The organism is Veillonella sp. CAG:933, assembly GCF_000431435.1.
Classification (GTDB): Bacteria; Bacillota; Negativicutes; order Veillonellales; family Veillonellaceae; genus Veillonella_A.
In genome coordinates, this window is the sequence record NZ_HF986260.1 from 51,090 (window position 1) to 69,039 (window position 17,950).

Here is a 17,950-nt window from a genome sequence, read left to right on the forward strand (position 1 = left end):
TTAAAAGTGCATGACTTTAAGCCGACCTTCTCATTTGAGAAGGTCGGTTTTTTGTATTTATTAAATAAACTATCAAACAATGGCAAAAATTGGGTCGATTGCGAAGATTATTTTCACAAATTAAGTCCCTATACATTGACTTTGATAGTCCTTTTCGTCATTTCGTGTTACAATAGATTAGAAACCCTTTAGCATATGGAGAGTTTTTATATGACATTCAGATACAATATGTTGAAAGTTCAAATAGGATTAACTACAAGATAAATTTCAGATATTAATAAAGTTGATACCTCAACGGTAATTAATGCAAGAGAATTCATCTTAAACGATTAAGGAGTGAAGGTATGTTTTCATATGGGAAGAAACAATGGGCGTTGGGACGCTCTATTTACGGTTATAGATCTTGGCGCGAGAAGCGGCGCATTACTTTGTTTGTAGGTCGCTCTTATAAGAATCGCAAGCAGTTGAAAGAACTCATCGAGTATTTTGACAACTATCAGCCGTTACCTAATTTGCTCGACAAACACGAAGGCATTTACGAAGTAATTAATCGCGTGTTTTTATTTAAAAATTCATCGGCTAAAGAGCGTTTGGCAGCGATTAAAGATCATTTTGATATGCTCCCTAAGTATTTCACACAAGAAGCCATTACGGAGATGTATAATCCCGATGAAAGCCATGCGATAGTGATTTGGCAGAACGAAGAGCTCGATTTAAAAGCACAGCTTTGGTTCCATACGGGCCAGCGTAAGGAAGGCTTTTTAAGTTTATTCCTCATGTATGAAGGGGAAAGTATTTACCATATTAACTTCCGCTTGGGTCATGGTTTTAACGGTGAACCATGTATTTGGATCGGTACCATTCAGGGTCACAAAAACGGTCTTGATAAGGCAAAACAGATTACGAAGAAAATGTTCAGTTATCGACCTAAGAATTTTATGTTCTTCTTAATGCGTCAATTGGCAACACAAATGGGGATTAACTCCTTATACGCTATTTCCGACGAAGGTTTTTATACCAACAGTCATTTGATTCGTATCAATCGCTCTAAAAAAGTGCAGTTTGATCCGTTCTGGAATGAATTGGGCGGTACACCTTGTGCTGAAGATAAAAAGTTCTATCGTATTCCTTTAGAGGAAGAACGTAAGACTTACGAAACGGCCAAGACGCATAAACGCAACATGTATCGCAAACGTTATGAAATGCTGGATCAATTTATTGAAGAAATTGCTGAAAACAGTAAGCAGTATTTGAAGCAATAATAACTATAATATTTAATACATTAATTGGGAATGAGGTGAACTCATGAGATGTCCTTACTGTAAACATACTGAAAATAAAGTAACCGATTCGCGCGCTACCGATGATGATAACAGCATCCGTCGGCGCCGTGAATGTTTGGCTTGCGGACGCCGTTTTACGACGTATGAAGTTATTGAAGATGTGCCGATTATGGTCATCAAATCGAGCGGCAGTTATGAAATGTTTGACCGCAGCAAATTGTTGAATGGTATTTTGCGCTCCTGTAACAAGCGTAATATTCCACGCGAAATATTGGAAAATGTTGTAAAAAATGTAGAAGACACGATTCGCAATCGCTCGCAGCAGGAAATTAAATCTTCTGAAATCGGTGATTTGGTGTTGGCAGAATTGAAAAATATCGACGAAGTAGCCTATGTTCGCTTCGCCTCCGTATATCGTAATTTTGAAGACGTACAAGCCTTTGTGGCCGTATTGAAGGATTTGCGCGAACATGAGGATACTAAATGATAGATTTACATTGTGATACCATAATGATGCTCATCGATGAACCCGATAAGGGCGACTTGGGGCAGAATCCATGGAAAATAGATATAGCAAAATTAAAAAAGGGCGGTTATCATTTACAAGATTTTGCTCTCTTTGTAGAGCTCGATCAGGAAAAAGATCCCTATGCCCGCTATGAAGCTATGCGCCAATTGTTTATGGCGGAAATGGAAAAGTATAAGAACGATATTGTTCATGTACGGTCCTATGAAGAGTTCAAGGCGGCGCGAGCAGCCGGAAAAATCAGCGCCTTATTATCCGTTGAAGAAGGGGGCGTTTTTGAAGGCGACTTACAGCGTTTGAAAAAAGCCTATGATGACGGTGTGCGCCTCATTACGATTAGCTGGAATTTCCCGAACGGTTTATCCTATCCTAACGGCGAAAAGTATGAAGGTAAAGGTTTGACTCCGAAGGGGATTGAGTTTGTACAATATATGGAAGAATTAGGGATGATTGTGGATTGTTCCCATTTAAACGATACGGGTACGTATCAGCTTGGTGAAATCTTAACGAAACCATTTATTGCATCTCATTCCAATGCCAGGGCTTTGACTAATCATCGACGTAATTTAACGGATGATCAAATTCGTCTCATTGCCAATAAGGGCGGGGTAATCGGTCTTAACTTTGCACAGTCCTTTTTAGGCACATCCCGCATCAGCTTAATCGAAGATATTGTGCGCCACAGCCTTTATATTCGTAATGTAGGGGGCAGTGATGTAGTAGCGTTAGGTACGGATTTTGACGGCATCAGACCGGATACGGAAATTGAAGATGCCGGTGACATGATGCGCTTATATGATGCTTTCCGTAAAGCGGGCCTCAGTGAGCGCGATACGCATAAAATATTTAACGACAATGCGGAACGTTTATTACAGACTATATTGTAATTTATATGGCTCTATGAAGCCGTTTAATATAAATGCAGTATGCATTTTAAAAATGGACAGCGCATTATTAACATAGTTTTTAGGAGGCTATATGGAATTTCAAGGAGAGTTGAATCCTATTATTGCGGAGCGTTTTACAGACCATTTGGATGTGTTCGGCAAGACGATGGAACAAATGGATGTAATTCAGTTAATGGCAGAGCGCTGCAAAGAGGCGTTAAAAGCGGGCAATAAAGTTTTATTTTGCGGCAATGGCGGTTCCGCTGCGGATGCTCAGCATTTGGCGGCTGAATTAATCGGTCGTTTTCAAAAAGAACGTCGTTCGTTGGCGAGTATCGCCTTAACAACCGATACATCGATTTTGACGGCCGTAGCCAATGATTACGGCTATGACGAAGTATTTGCCCGTCAGGTTGAGGGGCTTGGTCGTTCCGGTGATGTTTTAATAGGTATCTCTACTTCAGGTAACAGTGCCAATGTGGTAAAAGCGGCGTTAAAAGCACGTGATACGGGTATGCACACGATTGCGTTTACCGGTGAAGGCGGTGGCAAACTTAAAGATATTTGCGACATTACCTTTGCCGTACCTTCAAAAGTAACGGCACGTATCCAGGAAATGCATATTATGGTAGGCCATATTATTTGTGAGCTGGTGGAAGAAGAATATGATAAGTAAAACAATTACCGAGTTTTTGAATAATAAATTGCCTAAGTTACGCATTGCCGTTATCGGCGATATAATGGTAGATCGCTATGTATTCGGCGATGTGAGCCGTATTTCGCCGGAAGCACCGGTGCCGGTTAACCGCGTCACCGATGTGCGTGAAGTCTTGGGCGGGGCTGCCAATGTGGCATCTAATTTGGCAAATCTTGATTGTCAGGTGTTCTTGGGCGGTGTAGCCGGTGAAGATACGCATGGTAAGTTATTGACCGATTTATTGGAAGTAGAAAATATCAATCATTCCGGTATTATGCGTGAGCCGTCCCGTCAGACCACGACTAAAATGCGAATCCTCGGCGGTCGTCAGCAAATGATGCGCCTCGATTTCGAAGAACCGGAACCGGTGAATGCGAAAGAAACAGAATTCTTGTTGGCTTGGATTAAAGAGTTGGCTGAACATGGTCTTGACGGCATTGTTATTTCTGACTACGGCAAGGGCGTATGTACGACGGCCGTTCTGGGGGAAGTTTTAAAAATCGCCAAAGCCAAAGGTATAAAAACCATCGTTGATCCAAAGGGCAATGATTGGTCTAAATATAGTGGTGCCACGTTTATTACACCGAATGTAAAAGAGCTTAGTGAATATATCGGGCGAAACTTGCCGAATACGGATGAAGCCATCGTTGAAGCGGCGAAAGAAACACTGGATGCCGTTGATTTTGATTATGTGGTGGCTACACGTTCCGCTAAAGGGATTACGATTGTGAGTCGTCAGGGTCAGATTTGGCATAATCCGGCGACGCAGCAAGATGTATTTGATGTGAGCGGTGCCGGTGATACGGTAGTGGCCATGATTATTACGGCTATGGCGGCGGGCCTTACGGTACGCGGCACTTTACATGTTGCCAATGCGGCAGCCGGGGTCGTTGTGTCCAAAGTTGGAACCTATCCGATTCATCGGCAGGAACTCTTGGATTTGTGGGCTACTATTCGTCAACGCCAACGCCAGGCGGATCCGATTATCGGTTACAGTCGTGAGGAAATGGCGGCTAAAATTCGTCAGTGGCAGAATGAAGGTCATACCGTTGTATTTACGAATGGTTGTTTTGACATTCTTCACAGCGGTCATTTATCCTATTTGCGCGATGCGGCTCGCTTGGGGGACCATTTGATTGTGGGCCTTAATTCCGATGCATCGGTGAAACGCCTTAAAGGGGTGGCGCGTCCCATTAACTCTGAAAGTTCCCGCGCCGAACTTATGGGGGCCTTGGGGTTTGTGGATGGCGTCGTTGTCTTTGAAGAAGACACGCCCGCTGAATTATTAAGTGCGTTGCGTCCCAATATTTTGGTTAAAGGCGGCGATTATAAGCCGGAAGATGTTATCGGTCGTGAATACGTGGATAAAGTGATGATTTTACCGTTTAAAAATGGTTATTCCACGACAGGGATTATAGAAAAGATTAAGTCCTTAGTGCAGGAGGGATTATTATGATTATAGTTACAGGCGGTGCCGGTTTTATCGGCAGTAATATCGTTAAACAACTTAACGAACGCGGTCGCAACGATATTTTAATCGTTGACGATTTAACAGACGGCAGCAAAATCCGTAATTTGCAGATGCTCGATTATTATGATTATGTAGATTGCATCGACTTTGATGATGCGGTAGCTACGAATACCTTTGATGTGGGACCGATTGAAGTGGTGTTCCATGAAGGGGCTTGTGCGGACACGATGAATTATGACGGACGTTACATGATGCACAATAACTTTGAAGGCACCAAAAACTTGTTCCACTATTGCCAGGAACGTCGTGTGCCGTTCATTTATGCATCGTCCGCGTCTACCTATGGTCATGGTAAAAAAGGTTTTACAGAAAAACCGGAATGCGAAGAAGCATTGAATCCATATGCCTATTCTAAATTATTCTTCGACCGTTATGTACGTCGTTTTGAAAAAGACTTACAGTCCCAAGTAGTAGGTCTTCGTTATTTCAACGTATTCGGTCCGAATGAAAACCACAAGGGCAATATGGCGTCTTTAGTACGGCAGATGTTCTACAAACTTCGTGAAACCGGTGAAATTACTTTGTTCGAAGGTACTGACGGTTATGAAAACGGCGGGCAGTTACGCGACTTTATCTATGTCAAAGATGTAGTGAATGTAAACTTCTTCTTCTGGGAACATCCGGAAATCAGCGGTATTTTTAACTGCGGTACGGGCGAAGCGAAAAGCTTCAATCGCTTCATGCAGGCTGTTATCGATTATAACGGCTCCGGCAACTTACGCTATATTCCGTTCCCTGAAGTGTTAAAAGGTAAATATCAGAGCTTTACGGAAGCGGACACCACTAAATTGATGGCGGCCGGTTACGATAAAGGCTTTACTAAATTGGAAGATGCCGTTGCCGAATATTGTGAATTGTTAGATCATAACGAAGGTTATGTTCGTTAATTATATCCGTTAATTGTGTTTGTTAAGGAGAAGCCCATGCGCAAAGTATTGTTTTTAGACAGGGACGGCGTTATCAATGTAGATGTGAACTATTTATATCGCATTGATGATTTTGCCTTTGTACCGGGCGCACCAAAAGCGTTAGCTGCGGCCGTGCAGGCCGGTTATGATTTAATCGTCGTCACCAATCAAAGCGGTATTGCCAGGGGTTACTACACAGTAGAAGATATGGAGCGCCTACATGCCTATATCAACGAAGAGTTGACCAAGGTAAAGGCGCCCATCCTTGCATTTTATTATTGTCCTCATCATGTAAAGGGAACGGTAGCGGCATTCACTAAAGACTGTGATTGTCGTAAACCAAAACCGGGCATGTTATTGCAAGCCATGAAGGACTATGATATTGATAAGGAAAACAGTTTTTTAGTGGGCGATAAACCGTCCGATGTGACGGCGGCTGAAGCGGCCGGTATAGAAGGGTACCTTTTTGAAGGCACCGATTTGTATGAATTTTTAGCCCCTATTTTAGAAGCCAAGCAGAAAGGACAGACCCATGAAGGAGTATAAACGGATACTGATTGTCAAAATGAGCTCGCTTGGCGATGTGATTCATGCGTTGCCCACCTTATATGCGATTCGTAAGAATTGGCCGAATGCGCATATTACCTGGGCAGTGCATGAACAGTTCAGCGGCCCTTTGCCGGGCAAACCATGGCTTGATGAAGTTTTGTTTATCGATAAAAAGAAATTGAAATCAATTTCATATTTATGGACTTTGCGCCGTATCTTACACGAACGAAATTTTGATATGTGCCTGGATTTGCAGTGTTTGGCAAAAAGCGCCATCGTTTCGTTTTTATCCGGTGCCAAAGAGAAGTACGGCTATTGGGAGCTGCGTGAAGGCAGTAATCTTGTTAATAAAGCCTTGGTAGGGCCCAATAAATACGGCCATGTCATTGAGCGTTATTTAGATACGGTACGGGCTTTAGGCGGCACTGTGGATACTATTGAATTTCCCATGAATGAATCGGAAGAAGCGGCTAATTCCTGTGAGGCTAAATTACGGGCTCAGGGCATGCCGCAAGGTGCCGATTATGTAGTTGTAGCGCCGGGTGCCCGGTGGATTGTTAAAGAATGGCCAATCCCGCACTTTACCGACCTTTGTAAGCGCTTAGCCGCCCAAAAGCAATATGTGGTACTCGTAGGGGCCCCTTCGGATAAGGAAAAGGCGGATGAAATTCAAAACGGCGTAGATAGTCCGTATGTCATAAATATGACGGGGCAAACTTCATTGGAAGAATTAATTGAATTAATACGTCGCTGTAAACTGTATGTCAGTGCCGATACGGGCCCGTTACACATTGCCAACGCGCTAAAACGCCCGTTAATCGGTTTATATGGCACCACATCGCCGGAACGAACCGGTCCTTATGGCGGCGATTATGTGCATATTATTGTTTCGCCAACATCGAAGGCCACGCCGGAGGCACCGCTCGTGGATGATCCGGAATGTATGGCGCAAATTACGGTGGATACCGTATGGGAAACGGTGCAAACACTGCTTTAAAAAAGGAGTTAGTATTTTATGAACCTCAATCATAAACGAATTGTAGTCACCTTTTTGATGCATTTAGGGGACGTTATTTTAACAACGCCTTTTTTACATGTGTTGCGACAGGCGGCACCTCAAAGCCACATTACATTTGTAATGGATGAAAAATTAAAAGAGGTTATGCAATATAATCCGAATATAGACAGTATAGTAACGATTGATAAAAAAGGCCGCGACAACAGTATTAGTGCGCTAAGACGGATAGCTCATGAATTACGTGATAAAGAAGGTCGTCCGGATGTGGTAATCAATATTCACCCCAACGAACGAACGAGCTTTTTTGCATGGGCTTTACATGGCAAAATTACGGTGGGTATGAGCCATTTTCTGTTCCGTCCGTTTATGACGAAGTATACGCGCCTTGATCGTAAAACACGTCATGCTGCGGATATGTACATTAATGTGTTGGAACAGTTGGGCGTAAAGGATACGTCCAATAAAGGCCTTGAAATATATACCTGTCCCGAATGGGAGGCAAAGGTAACTGAGTTTTATGAATCCCATGGCGTCAGTGATGTGGATACGGTTATCGGCTTTAATGTAGGCAGTGCGGTGCCCGAGAAACGTTGGCCGAAAGAACGATTTGCGGCGGTGGCTGATTATTTTGCCGACCACGGCTATAAGATTGTATTTTTCGGCGGTCCTATGGATGAAGACATGGTGGCCGATGTAGTGGGACAGATGAAACATACGCCGATTGTGGCAACGGGTAAATTCAGTTTAGGCGAATTGGCGGCCGCCATTCATCGTTGCAGTTTATTTATAACCAATGATTCCGGACCGATGCATGTGGCGGTGAGCCAGCATGTGCCGCTCGTAGCCTTGTATGGTCCGTCTAATCCTAAATTTTACGGTCCATACACGCAGAACTGCGTAGTCTTGGAATCAATGGAAGAGTATGAAGTAGGCAAAAGCATGAAACAGATCATCAAGGAAGGCAATTACAAAGGCGTATCTGTTATATCTACCGAAGCCGTTATTGCGGCGGCTCAATCGCTTCTTGTCGAACCGGGAAGCGAGGAACCCTGATGACCTATATAATATTTGATTTGGAATGGAATCAGCCCTTTGCCAATGACATTAGCTTTATGAAGCGCACCGGTTTACCCGTATCGGGGGAAATTATTCAAATCGGCGCTATTAAGCTTGATGAAAACTTAGAGTTGGTTGATACCTTCAATACTTTTGTAAAACCGCAGTATTTAACGCGCATGCATAAACATGTGGAGAAGTTGACCCATATATCGGCCGCTGATTTGGCCATGGGTGTTTCTTTCGTGCAGGCTTACAAGGATTTTGAACACTGGTGCGGTGACGATGCCGTGCTTTTGACCTGGGGCTCCGATGATATTGTGATGCTTCGTGAAAACCTCAAGTTATTCGGTCTGCCCGGTACGATTAAACATACCTGGTATGATGCGCAGCTTATTTTTGCTTATTTGCAACATGGCAATACGCAGCAGGTAGCTTTAAGCAAAGCTATGGAAGAGCTTGACATAAAACAGGATGAGTTGAATGCTCATGATGCCTTGAATGACTCCATTTTCACAGGCTATATTTGTAAAGCGATTGCGCTAGACCAGGGGATTGCTCAGTACGAACAAATTTCAAAAAACACTTATTCGCAGGCCTATTTTCCGAAACCAATCAGTTTCTTTATTTATGAAAACTTCGGTGATAAACGCAAAGTGTTGCACGATAATAAAGTGCGCCGCGCTCATTGTCCGGAATGTCAGTCCTTGTTGACAACCAATAAAATTCAGCGCTTAAGCGGCGATAAATTTTTGAGCATCGGCCGCTGTCCGCATCACGGCTTATTCGGTGTCCATTGGCGTATCGGTAAATATATGAAGCGCAATCGAGAACTTAGTTATTATGTGACTAAGACATTGACGGCGGCACCGCCGGAACTTCAAAATTTATATGAAGAACGGGCTGAGTTAAATCGTCAAAAAGAGGAAGCCTATTTGGCCCGCATGGCGGCGAAACAGGCAGAGGAAGACGCAAAGCAGCAGTTTATTAATAATCCGGATAAAAAATAAATGAAAATGACTTACAGTTGAGATGTAGAAATTTTTCAATTGATGTATAATATATACAGCTGAATCGGCCGCTACGGGCCGATTCCTAATTTTGAATTAGGAAGGATGATAATATGGAACGTAAATATGCTTGGCATGAATATACCGAAGCCGACACACAGGCTATGGAAGCTTTATGTAAAGAGTATCGTGATTTTTTGGATAACGGCAAAACAGAGCGCGAATGCATTGAACAAACAATCGCGAAAGCGGAAGCCGTTGGTTATAAAATTTTAAAAGAATTTCAGAACGCGGGTCAACCGATTAAACCGGGCTACAAAGTATACGCCGTACACATGAATAAAATCATTGCTTTATTCAATATCGGTACCGACTCTTTGGAACAAGGTTTCAATATCTTAGGTGCTCATATCGATTCGCCGCGCCTTGATGTTAAACAGAATCCGTTCTATGAAGATAAGAACTTGGCCTTCTTTGATACGCACTATTACGGCGGTATCAAAAAGTACCAGTGGGTGGCTATGCCCCTTGCTTTACATGGCGTCGTTGTGAAAAAAGACGGCACGAAAGTAACTCTTTCCATCGGTGAGAAAGATACGGATCCGGTATTCTGCGTAACCGACTTATTGCCTCATTTGGGCCAGGAACAGATGGAGAAAAAAGCGGCCAAAGTGATTGAAGGGGAAAACCTTGATTTACTCATCGGCAGCCAACCTGTTAAAGGTGAACTTAAAGACGGCGTAACCAAGTTCTTGAATGATATTTTTGAAAAAGAATACGGCTTCACCGAAGAAGATTTATTGTCCGCCGAACTTGAAATCGTACCGGCCGGTCGTGCTCGTGAAATGGGCTTTGACCGCAGCATGATTTTGGCTTACGGCCAGGACGACCGCGTTTGTGCTTACACTTCCTTAGCGGCTATGCTGGAAGTAGATAAAGTAAAACGCACTACCTGTACTTTATTGGTAGATAAAGAAGAAATCGGTTCTGTCGGTGCTACGGGCATGCAATCCCGTTGGTTTGAAAATGTGGTAGCTGAATTATTGGCCATGGCCGGTAATAAGTCGCCATTGGCCGTGCGTCGCAGCTTGGAACGGAGCCGCATGTTGTCTTCCGACGTAAGTGCCGGTTTCGATCCATTGTATGCATCCGCCTTTGAAGCTAAAAACGCCGCATTCCTTGGCAAAGGTGTTGTATTTAACAAATTCACCGGTGCTCGCGGTAAATCCGGTTCCAATGACGCCAATGCGGAATACATGGGCTTTATTCGCCGTATTATGGATGATAATAATGTTAATTTCCAAACGGCTGAACTCGGTAAAGTAGACCTTGGTGGCGGCGGTACCATTGCGTACATCATGGCGCTTTACGGCATGAACGTTATCGACTGCGGCGTGGCTGTGCTCAGCATGCATGCACCTTGGGAAGTAACGAGCAAAGCGGACGTATATGAAGCTAAGAAATGTTATGTAGCCTTTTTAAAAGCCGACGGCGTGGAAGGAAATCTATAATGGGTAATATCAGTCAAGGTAAGACCAGTAAACCGACGGTGCGCATTGATATTTTTGACATTGAAGAAGACAAGGCGCAACAATATTTGAAGGACCGTGAAGAATGCGCTACTGCCGCGGAAGCGGTAATGGCGAAGTATTGTCAGACTGTTAAGCGTGAAACCCTTGATCCGACGGAAGGCCAAGGCGTAGTAGGCTATTATAAAACGGGTGAAATCCTCATGCAAGTTTTGCTTGATCCGTTTGAAATTCCGGTTATGAAAGTAGCCATCGGCCGCGGTAAATTGGAAGAGTATATTTTGGCGGCCAACAGTTTGACTCATGAAATGCTCGAACAGCTGGCTAAGGAGGACGAAAACTAATGTTATTGGTACAATATCCGACTTGCACAACTTGTAAAAAAGCAAAAAAATATTTGGAAAGTCATAATATCAGTTTTGATGACCGCAATATTAAGGAAGAAAATCCGACAGCTGAAGAACTTGGTCTTTGGCAACCGAAGAGCGGTAAAGACGTTAAGGCTTTTTTCAATACGTCCGGTCAGGTTTATCGCAGTGAAAATATTAAAGATAAATTGCCCACTATGAGTGATGAAGAAAAATTGGCTTTACTTGCTACGAATGGCATGCTCGTAAAACGTCCGTTATTAATCCTTGATGATGAAGTGCTGGTAGGTTTTAAAGAAGCAGAATGGGAAGCGGCACTTAAACGGAATGGCTATTTGAAGTAGTTGACAATCCTGTGGGCGTCATTTATAGGCCTCTTTGATGAATTTTCTTTCATTTTCCTATTGAAATAGGCAAAGAAACAGGCTATAATGGTTGCAATATCCCGTGTAGATGGATATGTGTAGTATGGTAGAAGGGAGCATTTTATTATGTGGAAGAAACGTGTAGTAGTGGCAGCGGCGGCAGCTTTGATGGCTGTAGGTTTACTCGCCGGCTGTGGTAGTGACAGTAGCAATGATAGCGGTGCGAACAAAACGTACAAAGTAGGGGTCGTTCAACTCGTTGAACATCCGGCGCTTGATGCGGCCAACAAGGGATTTGTTGACGGCTTGGCGTCTAAAGGGTTTAAAGATAATGTAAAAATCGATCAGCAGAACGCTCAGGCGGACCAGTCGAATTTGAACAGTATTGCCCAGCGTTTTGTGGCAGATAGAGATGATTTGGTGTTGGCTATTGCAACGCCGGCTGCTCAAGCTATGGCAAATGCAACCAAAGATATTCCAATCTTGGGTACAGCCATTACCGATTATGTCCAAGCTAAATTAGTAAAAAGTGATGAAAAACCGGGCACTAATGTGAGTGGTACGACTGATATGAATCCGGTAGAAAAACAGGTGGACTTAATTACTCGTATTTTACCGAATGCTAAGAAAGTCGGCATTATCTACAGTGCCAGCGAAGTGAATTCCCAATTACAGGCAGAACGCATGAAGAAACATGCTCAGGAAAAAGGCCTTGAAGTTGTGGAAATGACGGTTCAAAATGTGAACGATATTCAGCAGGTCGCACAAAACTTGGTAACACAGGGTGTTGAAGCTATTTATGTACCTACCGATAATGTAGTTGTATCGGCTATGCCTAACTTGGTTAAAATTACCGATGCCGCTAAAATTCCGGTATTCCCGGGTGAAGACAATGTGGTAAAAATGGGCGGTTTAGCGACTTACTCCGTTGATTACTACCAATTGGGCTTCCAAACCGGTGTAATGGGGGCTAAAATCCTATCCGGTGAAGCTAAAATCGAAGATATGCCGGTTGAAAGTCAAAAAGAATTCAAATTGGTTATTAACCAAGATGTGGCTAATCGTTTAGGCATTACTATTCCGGCCGACGTTTTGCAAGAAGCCGGTAAATAAATATCCTGATTAAAAAAGGGAATAGCCCGATTTTAAACTAAAGGGTAAATAATTAACCTAATACATAAAAGAAAAGGGCTTCGGCCTTTTTCTTTTTATAGATGGAGGAAACATGGAAAACCTGATTATTTCTACATTAGGCCAAGGCCTGTTATGGTCACTGTTGGCTATCGGCGTATTTATTACGTTCCGTGTATTGGATATTGCCGATTTAACCGTTGAAGGGAGCTTCCCATTAGGCGCAGCTATTTCCGTTACACTCGTTGTGGCCGGCGTGAATCCGGTTGTATCGATTTTAGCAGCCGCCGTGGGCGGTATGCTCGCCGGTGTGGTTACGGGCTTGGTTCATACTAAGCTTAAAATTCCGGCCCTCTTAGCCGGGATTCTAACCATGATTGCATTATACTCGGTGAATCTTCATGTCATGGGGAAAGCGAATGTGTCCTTATTGCGCATGGACACAGTATATACCTATTTGGAAGCCATGAATATTTCCGCTACCTGGGCTTTGGCCATCGTAGGCTTATTGGTAGCTTTTTTATCCGGTCTATTTTTATTCTGGTTCTTCGGGACGGAAATCGGGGCCGCCATTCGTGCCACCGGCGTGAATCCGCAAATGATTCGTGCCCAGGGCGTGAATACGGATACGATGATTGTATTGGGCTTGCTTTTATCTAATGCGTTTGTAGCTGTAGCCGGTGCCCTCGTAGCACAAGGAAACGGTTATGCCGACGTAGGCATGGGCGTAGGCACCATCGTTATCGGTTTGGCTTCGGTTATCATCGGGGAAGTTCTCTTCGGCACCCGTTCTTTTGTGAAAAGTTTAACGGCCGTAGTGCTCGGTTCCGTTGTGTACCGTATCGTTATTGCCATTGTATTATACTTAGGTATGCCGCCAAATGATTTGAAATTATTTACGGCCGTATTGGTTGCCATCGCCTTGTCCTTACCGACATTGAAGGCGAAATGGCAGAGTCGCTAAGGAGGGCTACCTATGTTAGAAGTTAAACAGATTGTCAAAACATTCTTTAAAGGTACGGTCAATGAAAAAGTGGCTCTTCATGGCGTTGATTTACGCTTGGAGTCCGGTGATTTTGCTACCGTTATCGGCGGTAACGGGGCCGGTAAGAGTACCTTGTTGAATTCCATTGCCGGTGTATTTCCCATTGATTCCGGATCCATTCATATTAATGATACGGATATTACGAAAATGCCGGAATACAAACGAGCGGCGTTTATCGGCCGTGTATTCCAGGACCCTATGCTTGGTACGGCGGGGAACATGCAAATTGAAGAAAATCTTCTTCTCGCTTTGCGCCGTGGTAAACGGATGGGCCTTAAATGGGCGTTCGTACCGAAAGAACGGGAATTGTTCCGTGAACGTTTATCCCTCTTAGGCCTTGGTCTCGAAGACCGTTTGACGGCTCGTATGGGCTTATTGAGCGGCGGTCAGCGCCAGTCCATTACCTTGTTAATGGCCACCATGCTTCGTCCTGAGCTGCTATTGCTCGATGAACATACGGCAGCCCTTGATCCTAAGACGGCTGAAAACGTGTTAACGTTGACGGATAAACTCGTTAAAGAGCATAATCTGACAACCCTTATGATTACGCATAACATGCGTGATGCCTTGCGTTTCGGCAATCGTCTGATTATGATGAATAACGGACGCATTATCTTTGACGTGCGCGGCGAAGAGAAGAAGAAATTAACGGTTCAAGACTTATTGGAACGCTTTGAAGTGGCCGGCGATACTATTAGTGACCGTATGATGTTGGGAACCTAAAATTCAATCGTAATGAACAGTGGATGCCATTATATGGTATTTACATAAAATGAATATCGTTGTACTTATAACGACGTATGTAAAGAGGGATTTTTGTAAAATCCCTCTTTACAATTATAGGGGCATATAGTATACTCATTAAGGTGCTATACGCACTGTTAACGCAAGCGAAGTATTCGAATCTCCAACGTTTACTTTGGCTTGTCGAGATTTTATTCGTAGTACAGGAGGACATAATAATGTTAACTACAGAAGCTAAACAAGCTATCATCAAAGAATTTGCTGTTCATGAAGGCGACACCGGATCTCCGGAAGTACAAATCGCGATTTTGACTAACCGCATTGTATACCTTACTGAACATTTGAAAGAACACAAAAAGGATCATCACTCCCGTCGTGGTCTTTTGAAATTGGTTGGTCAACGCCGTAACATGCTTGACTACCTTCGTCGTAAAGACATTGAACGTTACCGTGCAATTCTTGAAAAATTAAACTTACGTAAATAATTGCGTTTCACGCGTTAGTTTGCGTAACTTAAAAAGCGGCCTTGGCCGCTTTTTTTATATAATAACTAATAAAACACTTTTATTTTATGAGATAATCATTTACAATAATAGAGAATGTAAAAATTGTAGAAGAGTAACTCAGAGGAGGAATCGGAATGGAACAATTCCAAATGGATCTTGCCGGTCGTACCCTAACTATTGAAACAGGGGAATTGGCAAAACAAGCAGGCGGTGCAGCCTTAGTACGTTATGGTGATACGGTCGTATTGGTAACGGCTACGGCATCCAAAGAAGCCAAAGACATTGACTTCTTCCCATTGACTGTAGATTATGAAGAAAAAATGTATGCGGTAGGCCGCATTCCGGGGGGCTTCGTTAAACGTGAAGGTCGTCCGCCGGAAACAGCTATTTTGCACAGCCGTTTGATTGACCGTCCGATTCGCCCATTATTCGACAAAGGTTGCCGTAATGAAGTGCATGTATGTGCTACCGTATTGTCCGTAGACCAGGATAATGCACCTGAAATTTGCGGTATGATTGGTGCGTCCGCAGCTTTGGCTTTGTCCGACATTCCTTGGGCAGGTCCAATCGCCGGTGTACGCATCGGCCGTGTAAACGGTTCTTTTGTAATTAACCCAACCGTAGCACAACTTGAAGCTACTGACTTAAATGTAGTCGTAGCGGGCACAAAAGATGCTATCTTGATGGTAGAAGGCGGTGCGCAGGAAGTAGCGGAAGACGTACTCTTAGACGCTATCATGGCGGCTCATGAAGAAATTAAACGCATCGTTTCTTTCCAGGAAGAAATGGTAGCCGTGGCAGGCAAAGAAAAACGCGTATTGCCAACGCATGCTTTAGACGAAGATATTTTGGCAGCCGTTAAAGAATACGCTCATGATGCCCTCGATAAAGCCGTACGTTGTGCCGATAAACAACAACGCGATGCGCAGCAGGATGAAGTATATGCTGATACACGCGCTCATTTTGAAGAAATCTATCCTGAAAATATGGATGATGTAAATATGGCGCTTGAAAAAATGACGAAAGAAATCGTTCGTCATATGATTACGGTTGAAAAAATCCGTCCGGACGGCCGTCAGTTGGATGAAGTTCGTCCAATCAGCGTACGTGTAGGTGTATTGCCTCGCACTCACGGTTCCGGCTTATTCACTCGTGGTCAAACTCAGGTTCTTAATATCTGTACTTTAGCTCCATTGTCTGAAAAACAGACTATCGACGGTATCGGTATTGAAACGGAAAAACGTTATATTCACCACTACAATTTCCCATCCTATTCCGTAGGGGAAGCTCGTTCCTCCCGCGGTCCTGGACGTCGTGAAATCGGTCACGGTGCCTTGGCTGAACGTGCTTTATTGGCCGTTTTGCCAACAGAAGAAGAATTCCCATACGCTATGCGTTTGGTATCCGAAGTATTGGAATCCAACGGCTCCAGCTCCATGGCCAGCGTGTGCGGTAGCACCTTGTCCTTAATGGACGCCGGTGTGCCTATTAAAGCACCGGTAGCCGGTATTGCTATGGGTCTTGTAACTCAGGGTGAACATTACACGATTTTAACGGATATTCAAGGCATGGAAGATGCTTTGGGCGATATGGACTTCAAAGTAGCCGGTACGGCGAAAGGCGTTACCGCTATTCAGATGGATATTAAAATTTCCGGTTTATCCCGTGAAATCTTAAAAGAAGCATTGGAACAGGCTCATAAAGGCCGTATGCACATTATGGGCAAAATGCTTGCTGTTATCGATGCACCGCGTGATAATATGTCCCCATGGGCTCCGCGCATTATTACCATGAACATCGACCCTGACAAGATTCGTGACGTAATCGGTCAAGGCGGCAAAGTAATTCGCGGTATCATCGAAGAAACCGGTGCTAAAATCGATATTGAAGATGATGGCACTATCTTCATTGCTGCTGTTGAAGAAGCGGCGGCTAATAAAGCGATTGAAATTATTACCAACTTGACGAAAGAAGTTGAAGTGGGTGAAGTTTACCTCGGTAAAGTAACCCGTCTTATGAACTTTGGTGCCTTTGTTGAAGTATTACCGGGCAAAGAAGGTTTGGTACATATTTCCAAATTAGCTAAAGAACGTGTTGAAAATGTGGAAGATGTTGTCAATGTGGGCGACGAAATTATGGTTAAAGTTATCGAAATTGATAAACAGGGTCGTATTAACTTGTCCCGCAAAGATTGCTTAAAATAACTATCACTTGAAAGAGGAGTCCTTAGATGGATATACGTGGATTTGAAGTTGTATCACAGTTTGAAGATAAAGATATAGCTTTACCAAGACGGAAAACAACGGAAAGCGCGGGCTACGATATTGAATGTGCGGAAGCCGTAACAATTGCGCCCGGCGAAATGAAGTTGGTGGCTACAGGCCTCAAAGCGTTTATGAATTACGATGAATATTTGGCGATTCATATTCGTTCCAGCATGGCTATTAAACGGCACCTTATGCTCGTGAATAGTACCGGCATCATTGACAGTGATTATTATAATAATGAAGAAAACGAAGGTCATATTCTGATTGCCCTTATTAATATGGGGAAAGAAGAAGTTCAGCTTGAAAAAGGCGAACGCGTGGCCCAGGGCATTTTCTCCAAATATTTAATCGCTACCGATGACGATGCCACCGGTATCCGTAAAGGCGGTATCGGCAGTACCGGTAATAATTAGGTAATAAAACTCCATGACACTACGCTCAGCTTGCTGAGTGTGGTTGCCGTGGAGTTTTTTGTTATATTTTGAGTTCAGCCATAGAAATGGCTCTTTGTCAAATTTTGGGGCGCTAAA

Annotated in this window: 19 protein-coding genes; all 19 read left to right on the forward strand. The window is 43.6% G+C overall.

Going from position 1 to position 17,950, the window contains the following annotated elements; translation table 11 throughout:
• Nucleotides 1-344: 344 nt before the first annotated feature.
• Entirely contained in the window at nt 345-1,262 is a 918-nt protein-coding gene (locus QZL64_RS13230) for a VirK/YbjX family protein (protein ID WP_021842422.1), read from the forward strand.
• Nucleotides 1,263-1,305: 43 nt separating this feature from the next.
• Nucleotides 1,306-1,770, forward strand: coding sequence for a transcriptional regulator NrdR (gene nrdR, locus QZL64_RS13235; protein ID WP_021842423.1), 465 nt, complete (start codon nt 1,306-1,308; stop codon nt 1,768-1,770).
• The gene (locus QZL64_RS13240; RefSeq protein ID WP_021842424.1) at nt 1,767-2,696 is read left to right on the forward strand and encodes a dipeptidase; all 930 of its coding nucleotides are present in this window, start codon (nt 1,767-1,769) and stop codon (nt 2,694-2,696) included. Before nrdR ends, QZL64_RS13240 begins: the two co-directional genes overlap by 4 nt.
• Nucleotides 2,697-2,787: 91 nt before the next feature.
• A complete protein-coding gene (gene gmhA, locus QZL64_RS13245) occupies nt 2,788-3,372 on the forward strand; it encodes a D-sedoheptulose 7-phosphate isomerase (protein ID WP_021842425.1) in 585 nt (194 codons plus the stop codon).
• A complete protein-coding gene (gene rfaE1, locus QZL64_RS13250; RefSeq protein WP_021842426.1) occupies nt 3,362-4,849 on the forward strand; it encodes a D-glycero-beta-D-manno-heptose-7-phosphate kinase in 1,488 nt (495 codons plus the stop codon). Before gmhA ends, rfaE1 begins: the two co-directional genes overlap by 11 nt.
• Nucleotides 4,846-5,811: an ADP-glyceromanno-heptose 6-epimerase gene (rfaD, locus tag QZL64_RS13255; RefSeq protein ID WP_021842427.1), complete on the forward strand. Its 966-nt coding sequence runs from the start codon at nt 4,846-4,848 to the stop codon at nt 5,809-5,811. Before rfaE1 ends, rfaD begins: the two co-directional genes overlap by 4 nt.
• A gap of 36 nt (nt 5,812-5,847) precedes the next feature.
• On the forward strand, nt 5,848-6,378 hold the full coding sequence (locus QZL64_RS13260; RefSeq protein WP_021842428.1) for a D-glycero-alpha-D-manno-heptose-1,7-bisphosphate 7-phosphatase: 531 nt from the start codon (nt 5,848-5,850) through the stop codon (nt 6,376-6,378).
• Nucleotides 6,365-7,378: a glycosyltransferase family 9 protein gene (locus QZL64_RS13265; RefSeq protein WP_021842429.1), complete on the forward strand. Its 1,014-nt coding sequence runs from the start codon at nt 6,365-6,367 to the stop codon at nt 7,376-7,378. Before QZL64_RS13260 ends, QZL64_RS13265 begins: the two co-directional genes overlap by 14 nt.
• An 18-nt stretch (nt 7,379-7,396) precedes the next feature.
• Nucleotides 7,397-8,452 (forward strand): glycosyltransferase family 9 protein, encoded by a 1,056-nt coding sequence (locus QZL64_RS13270; RefSeq protein WP_021842430.1) that lies wholly within the window; start codon nt 7,397-7,399, stop codon nt 8,450-8,452.
• Nucleotides 8,452-9,465, forward strand: coding sequence for a 3'-5' exonuclease (locus QZL64_RS13275; protein WP_021842431.1), 1,014 nt, complete (start codon nt 8,452-8,454; stop codon nt 9,463-9,465). The genes QZL64_RS13270 and QZL64_RS13275 overlap by 1 nt, the downstream gene beginning before the upstream one ends.
• 113 nt (nt 9,466-9,578) lie before the next feature.
• Entirely contained in the window at nt 9,579-10,976 is a 1,398-nt protein-coding gene (locus tag QZL64_RS13280) for an aminopeptidase (RefSeq protein WP_021842432.1), read from the forward strand.
• Nucleotides 10,976-11,338: a hypothetical protein gene (locus QZL64_RS13285; RefSeq protein WP_021842433.1), complete on the forward strand. Its 363-nt coding sequence runs from the start codon at nt 10,976-10,978 to the stop codon at nt 11,336-11,338. Before QZL64_RS13280 ends, QZL64_RS13285 begins: the two co-directional genes overlap by 1 nt.
• Nucleotides 11,338-11,706, forward strand: a complete 369-nt coding sequence (locus QZL64_RS13290) for an arsenate reductase family protein (RefSeq protein WP_021842434.1) — start codon at nt 11,338-11,340, stop codon at nt 11,704-11,706. The genes QZL64_RS13285 and QZL64_RS13290 overlap by 1 nt, the downstream gene beginning before the upstream one ends.
• A 147-nt stretch (nt 11,707-11,853) precedes the next feature.
• Entirely contained in the window at nt 11,854-12,840 is a 987-nt protein-coding gene (locus QZL64_RS13295; RefSeq protein WP_021842435.1) for an ABC transporter substrate-binding protein, read from the forward strand.
• A 112-nt stretch (nt 12,841-12,952) separates the two neighbouring features.
• The gene (locus QZL64_RS13300) at nt 12,953-13,822 is read left to right on the forward strand and encodes an ABC transporter permease (RefSeq protein WP_021842436.1); all 870 of its coding nucleotides are present in this window, start codon (nt 12,953-12,955) and stop codon (nt 13,820-13,822) included.
• Between the two features lie 12 nt (nt 13,823-13,834).
• The gene (locus tag QZL64_RS13305; RefSeq protein ID WP_021842437.1) at nt 13,835-14,626 is read left to right on the forward strand and encodes an ABC transporter ATP-binding protein; all 792 of its coding nucleotides are present in this window, start codon (nt 13,835-13,837) and stop codon (nt 14,624-14,626) included.
• A gap of 239 nt (nt 14,627-14,865) precedes the next feature.
• Complete coding sequence (rpsO, locus tag QZL64_RS13310; protein WP_006556895.1) at nt 14,866-15,132, forward strand: 30S ribosomal protein S15; 267 nt, start codon at nt 14,866-14,868, stop codon at nt 15,130-15,132.
• A gap of 155 nt (nt 15,133-15,287) precedes the next feature.
• Nucleotides 15,288-17,357, forward strand: a complete 2,070-nt coding sequence (locus tag QZL64_RS13315) for a polyribonucleotide nucleotidyltransferase (protein ID WP_021842438.1) — start codon at nt 15,288-15,290, stop codon at nt 17,355-17,357.
• Between the two features lie 26 nt (nt 17,358-17,383).
• Nucleotides 17,384-17,833 carry a dUTP diphosphatase gene (gene dut / locus QZL64_RS13320; protein ID WP_021842439.1) on the forward strand — a complete coding sequence of 150 codons (450 nt, stop codon included), beginning with the start codon at nt 17,384-17,386 and terminating at the stop codon, nt 17,831-17,833.
• The last annotated feature ends 117 nt before the right edge of the window (nt 17,834-17,950 follow it).

Excerpts from the sequence above, each read along its gene's own strand:
- dut (WP_021842439.1), top strand. The coding sequence starts at position 17,384 with ATGGATATACGTGGATTTGAAGTTGTATCACAGTTTGAAGATAAAGAT.
- QZL64_RS13260 (WP_021842428.1), top strand. The coding sequence starts at position 5,848 with ATGCGCAAAGTATTGTTTTTAGACAGGGACGGCGTTATCAATGTAGAT.
- QZL64_RS13270 (WP_021842430.1), top strand. The coding sequence starts at position 7,397 with ATGAACCTCAATCATAAACGAATTGTAGTCACCTTTTTGATGCATTTA.
- QZL64_RS13290 (WP_021842434.1), top strand. The coding sequence starts at position 11,338 with ATGTTATTGGTACAATATCCGACTTGCACAACTTGTAAAAAAGCAAAA.
- QZL64_RS13275 (WP_021842431.1), top strand. The coding sequence starts at position 8,452 with ATGACCTATATAATATTTGATTTGGAATGGAATCAGCCCTTTGCCAAT.
- rfaE1 (WP_021842426.1), top strand. The coding sequence starts at position 3,362 with ATGATAAGTAAAACAATTACCGAGTTTTTGAATAATAAATTGCCTAAG.
- QZL64_RS13295 (WP_021842435.1), top strand. The coding sequence starts at position 11,854 with ATGTGGAAGAAACGTGTAGTAGTGGCAGCGGCGGCAGCTTTGATGGCT.
- rpsO (WP_006556895.1), top strand. The coding sequence starts at position 14,866 with ATGTTAACTACAGAAGCTAAACAAGCTATCATCAAAGAATTTGCTGTT.
- QZL64_RS13315 (WP_021842438.1), top strand. The coding sequence starts at position 15,288 with ATGGAACAATTCCAAATGGATCTTGCCGGTCGTACCCTAACTATTGAA.
- gmhA (WP_021842425.1), top strand. The coding sequence starts at position 2,788 with ATGGAATTTCAAGGAGAGTTGAATCCTATTATTGCGGAGCGTTTTACA.
- QZL64_RS13300 (WP_021842436.1), top strand. The coding sequence starts at position 12,953 with ATGGAAAACCTGATTATTTCTACATTAGGCCAAGGCCTGTTATGGTCA.
- rfaD (WP_021842427.1), top strand. The coding sequence starts at position 4,846 with ATGATTATAGTTACAGGCGGTGCCGGTTTTATCGGCAGTAATATCGTT.
- QZL64_RS13305 (WP_021842437.1), top strand. The coding sequence starts at position 13,835 with ATGTTAGAAGTTAAACAGATTGTCAAAACATTCTTTAAAGGTACGGTC.
- QZL64_RS13230 (WP_021842422.1), top strand. The coding sequence starts at position 345 with ATGTTTTCATATGGGAAGAAACAATGGGCGTTGGGACGCTCTATTTAC.
- QZL64_RS13280 (WP_021842432.1), top strand. The coding sequence starts at position 9,579 with ATGGAACGTAAATATGCTTGGCATGAATATACCGAAGCCGACACACAG.
- QZL64_RS13265 (WP_021842429.1), top strand. The coding sequence starts at position 6,365 with ATGAAGGAGTATAAACGGATACTGATTGTCAAAATGAGCTCGCTTGGC.
- QZL64_RS13240 (WP_021842424.1), top strand. The coding sequence starts at position 1,767 with ATGATAGATTTACATTGTGATACCATAATGATGCTCATCGATGAACCC.
- QZL64_RS13285 (WP_021842433.1), top strand. The coding sequence starts at position 10,976 with ATGGGTAATATCAGTCAAGGTAAGACCAGTAAACCGACGGTGCGCATT.
- nrdR (WP_021842423.1), top strand. The coding sequence starts at position 1,306 with ATGAGATGTCCTTACTGTAAACATACTGAAAATAAAGTAACCGATTCG.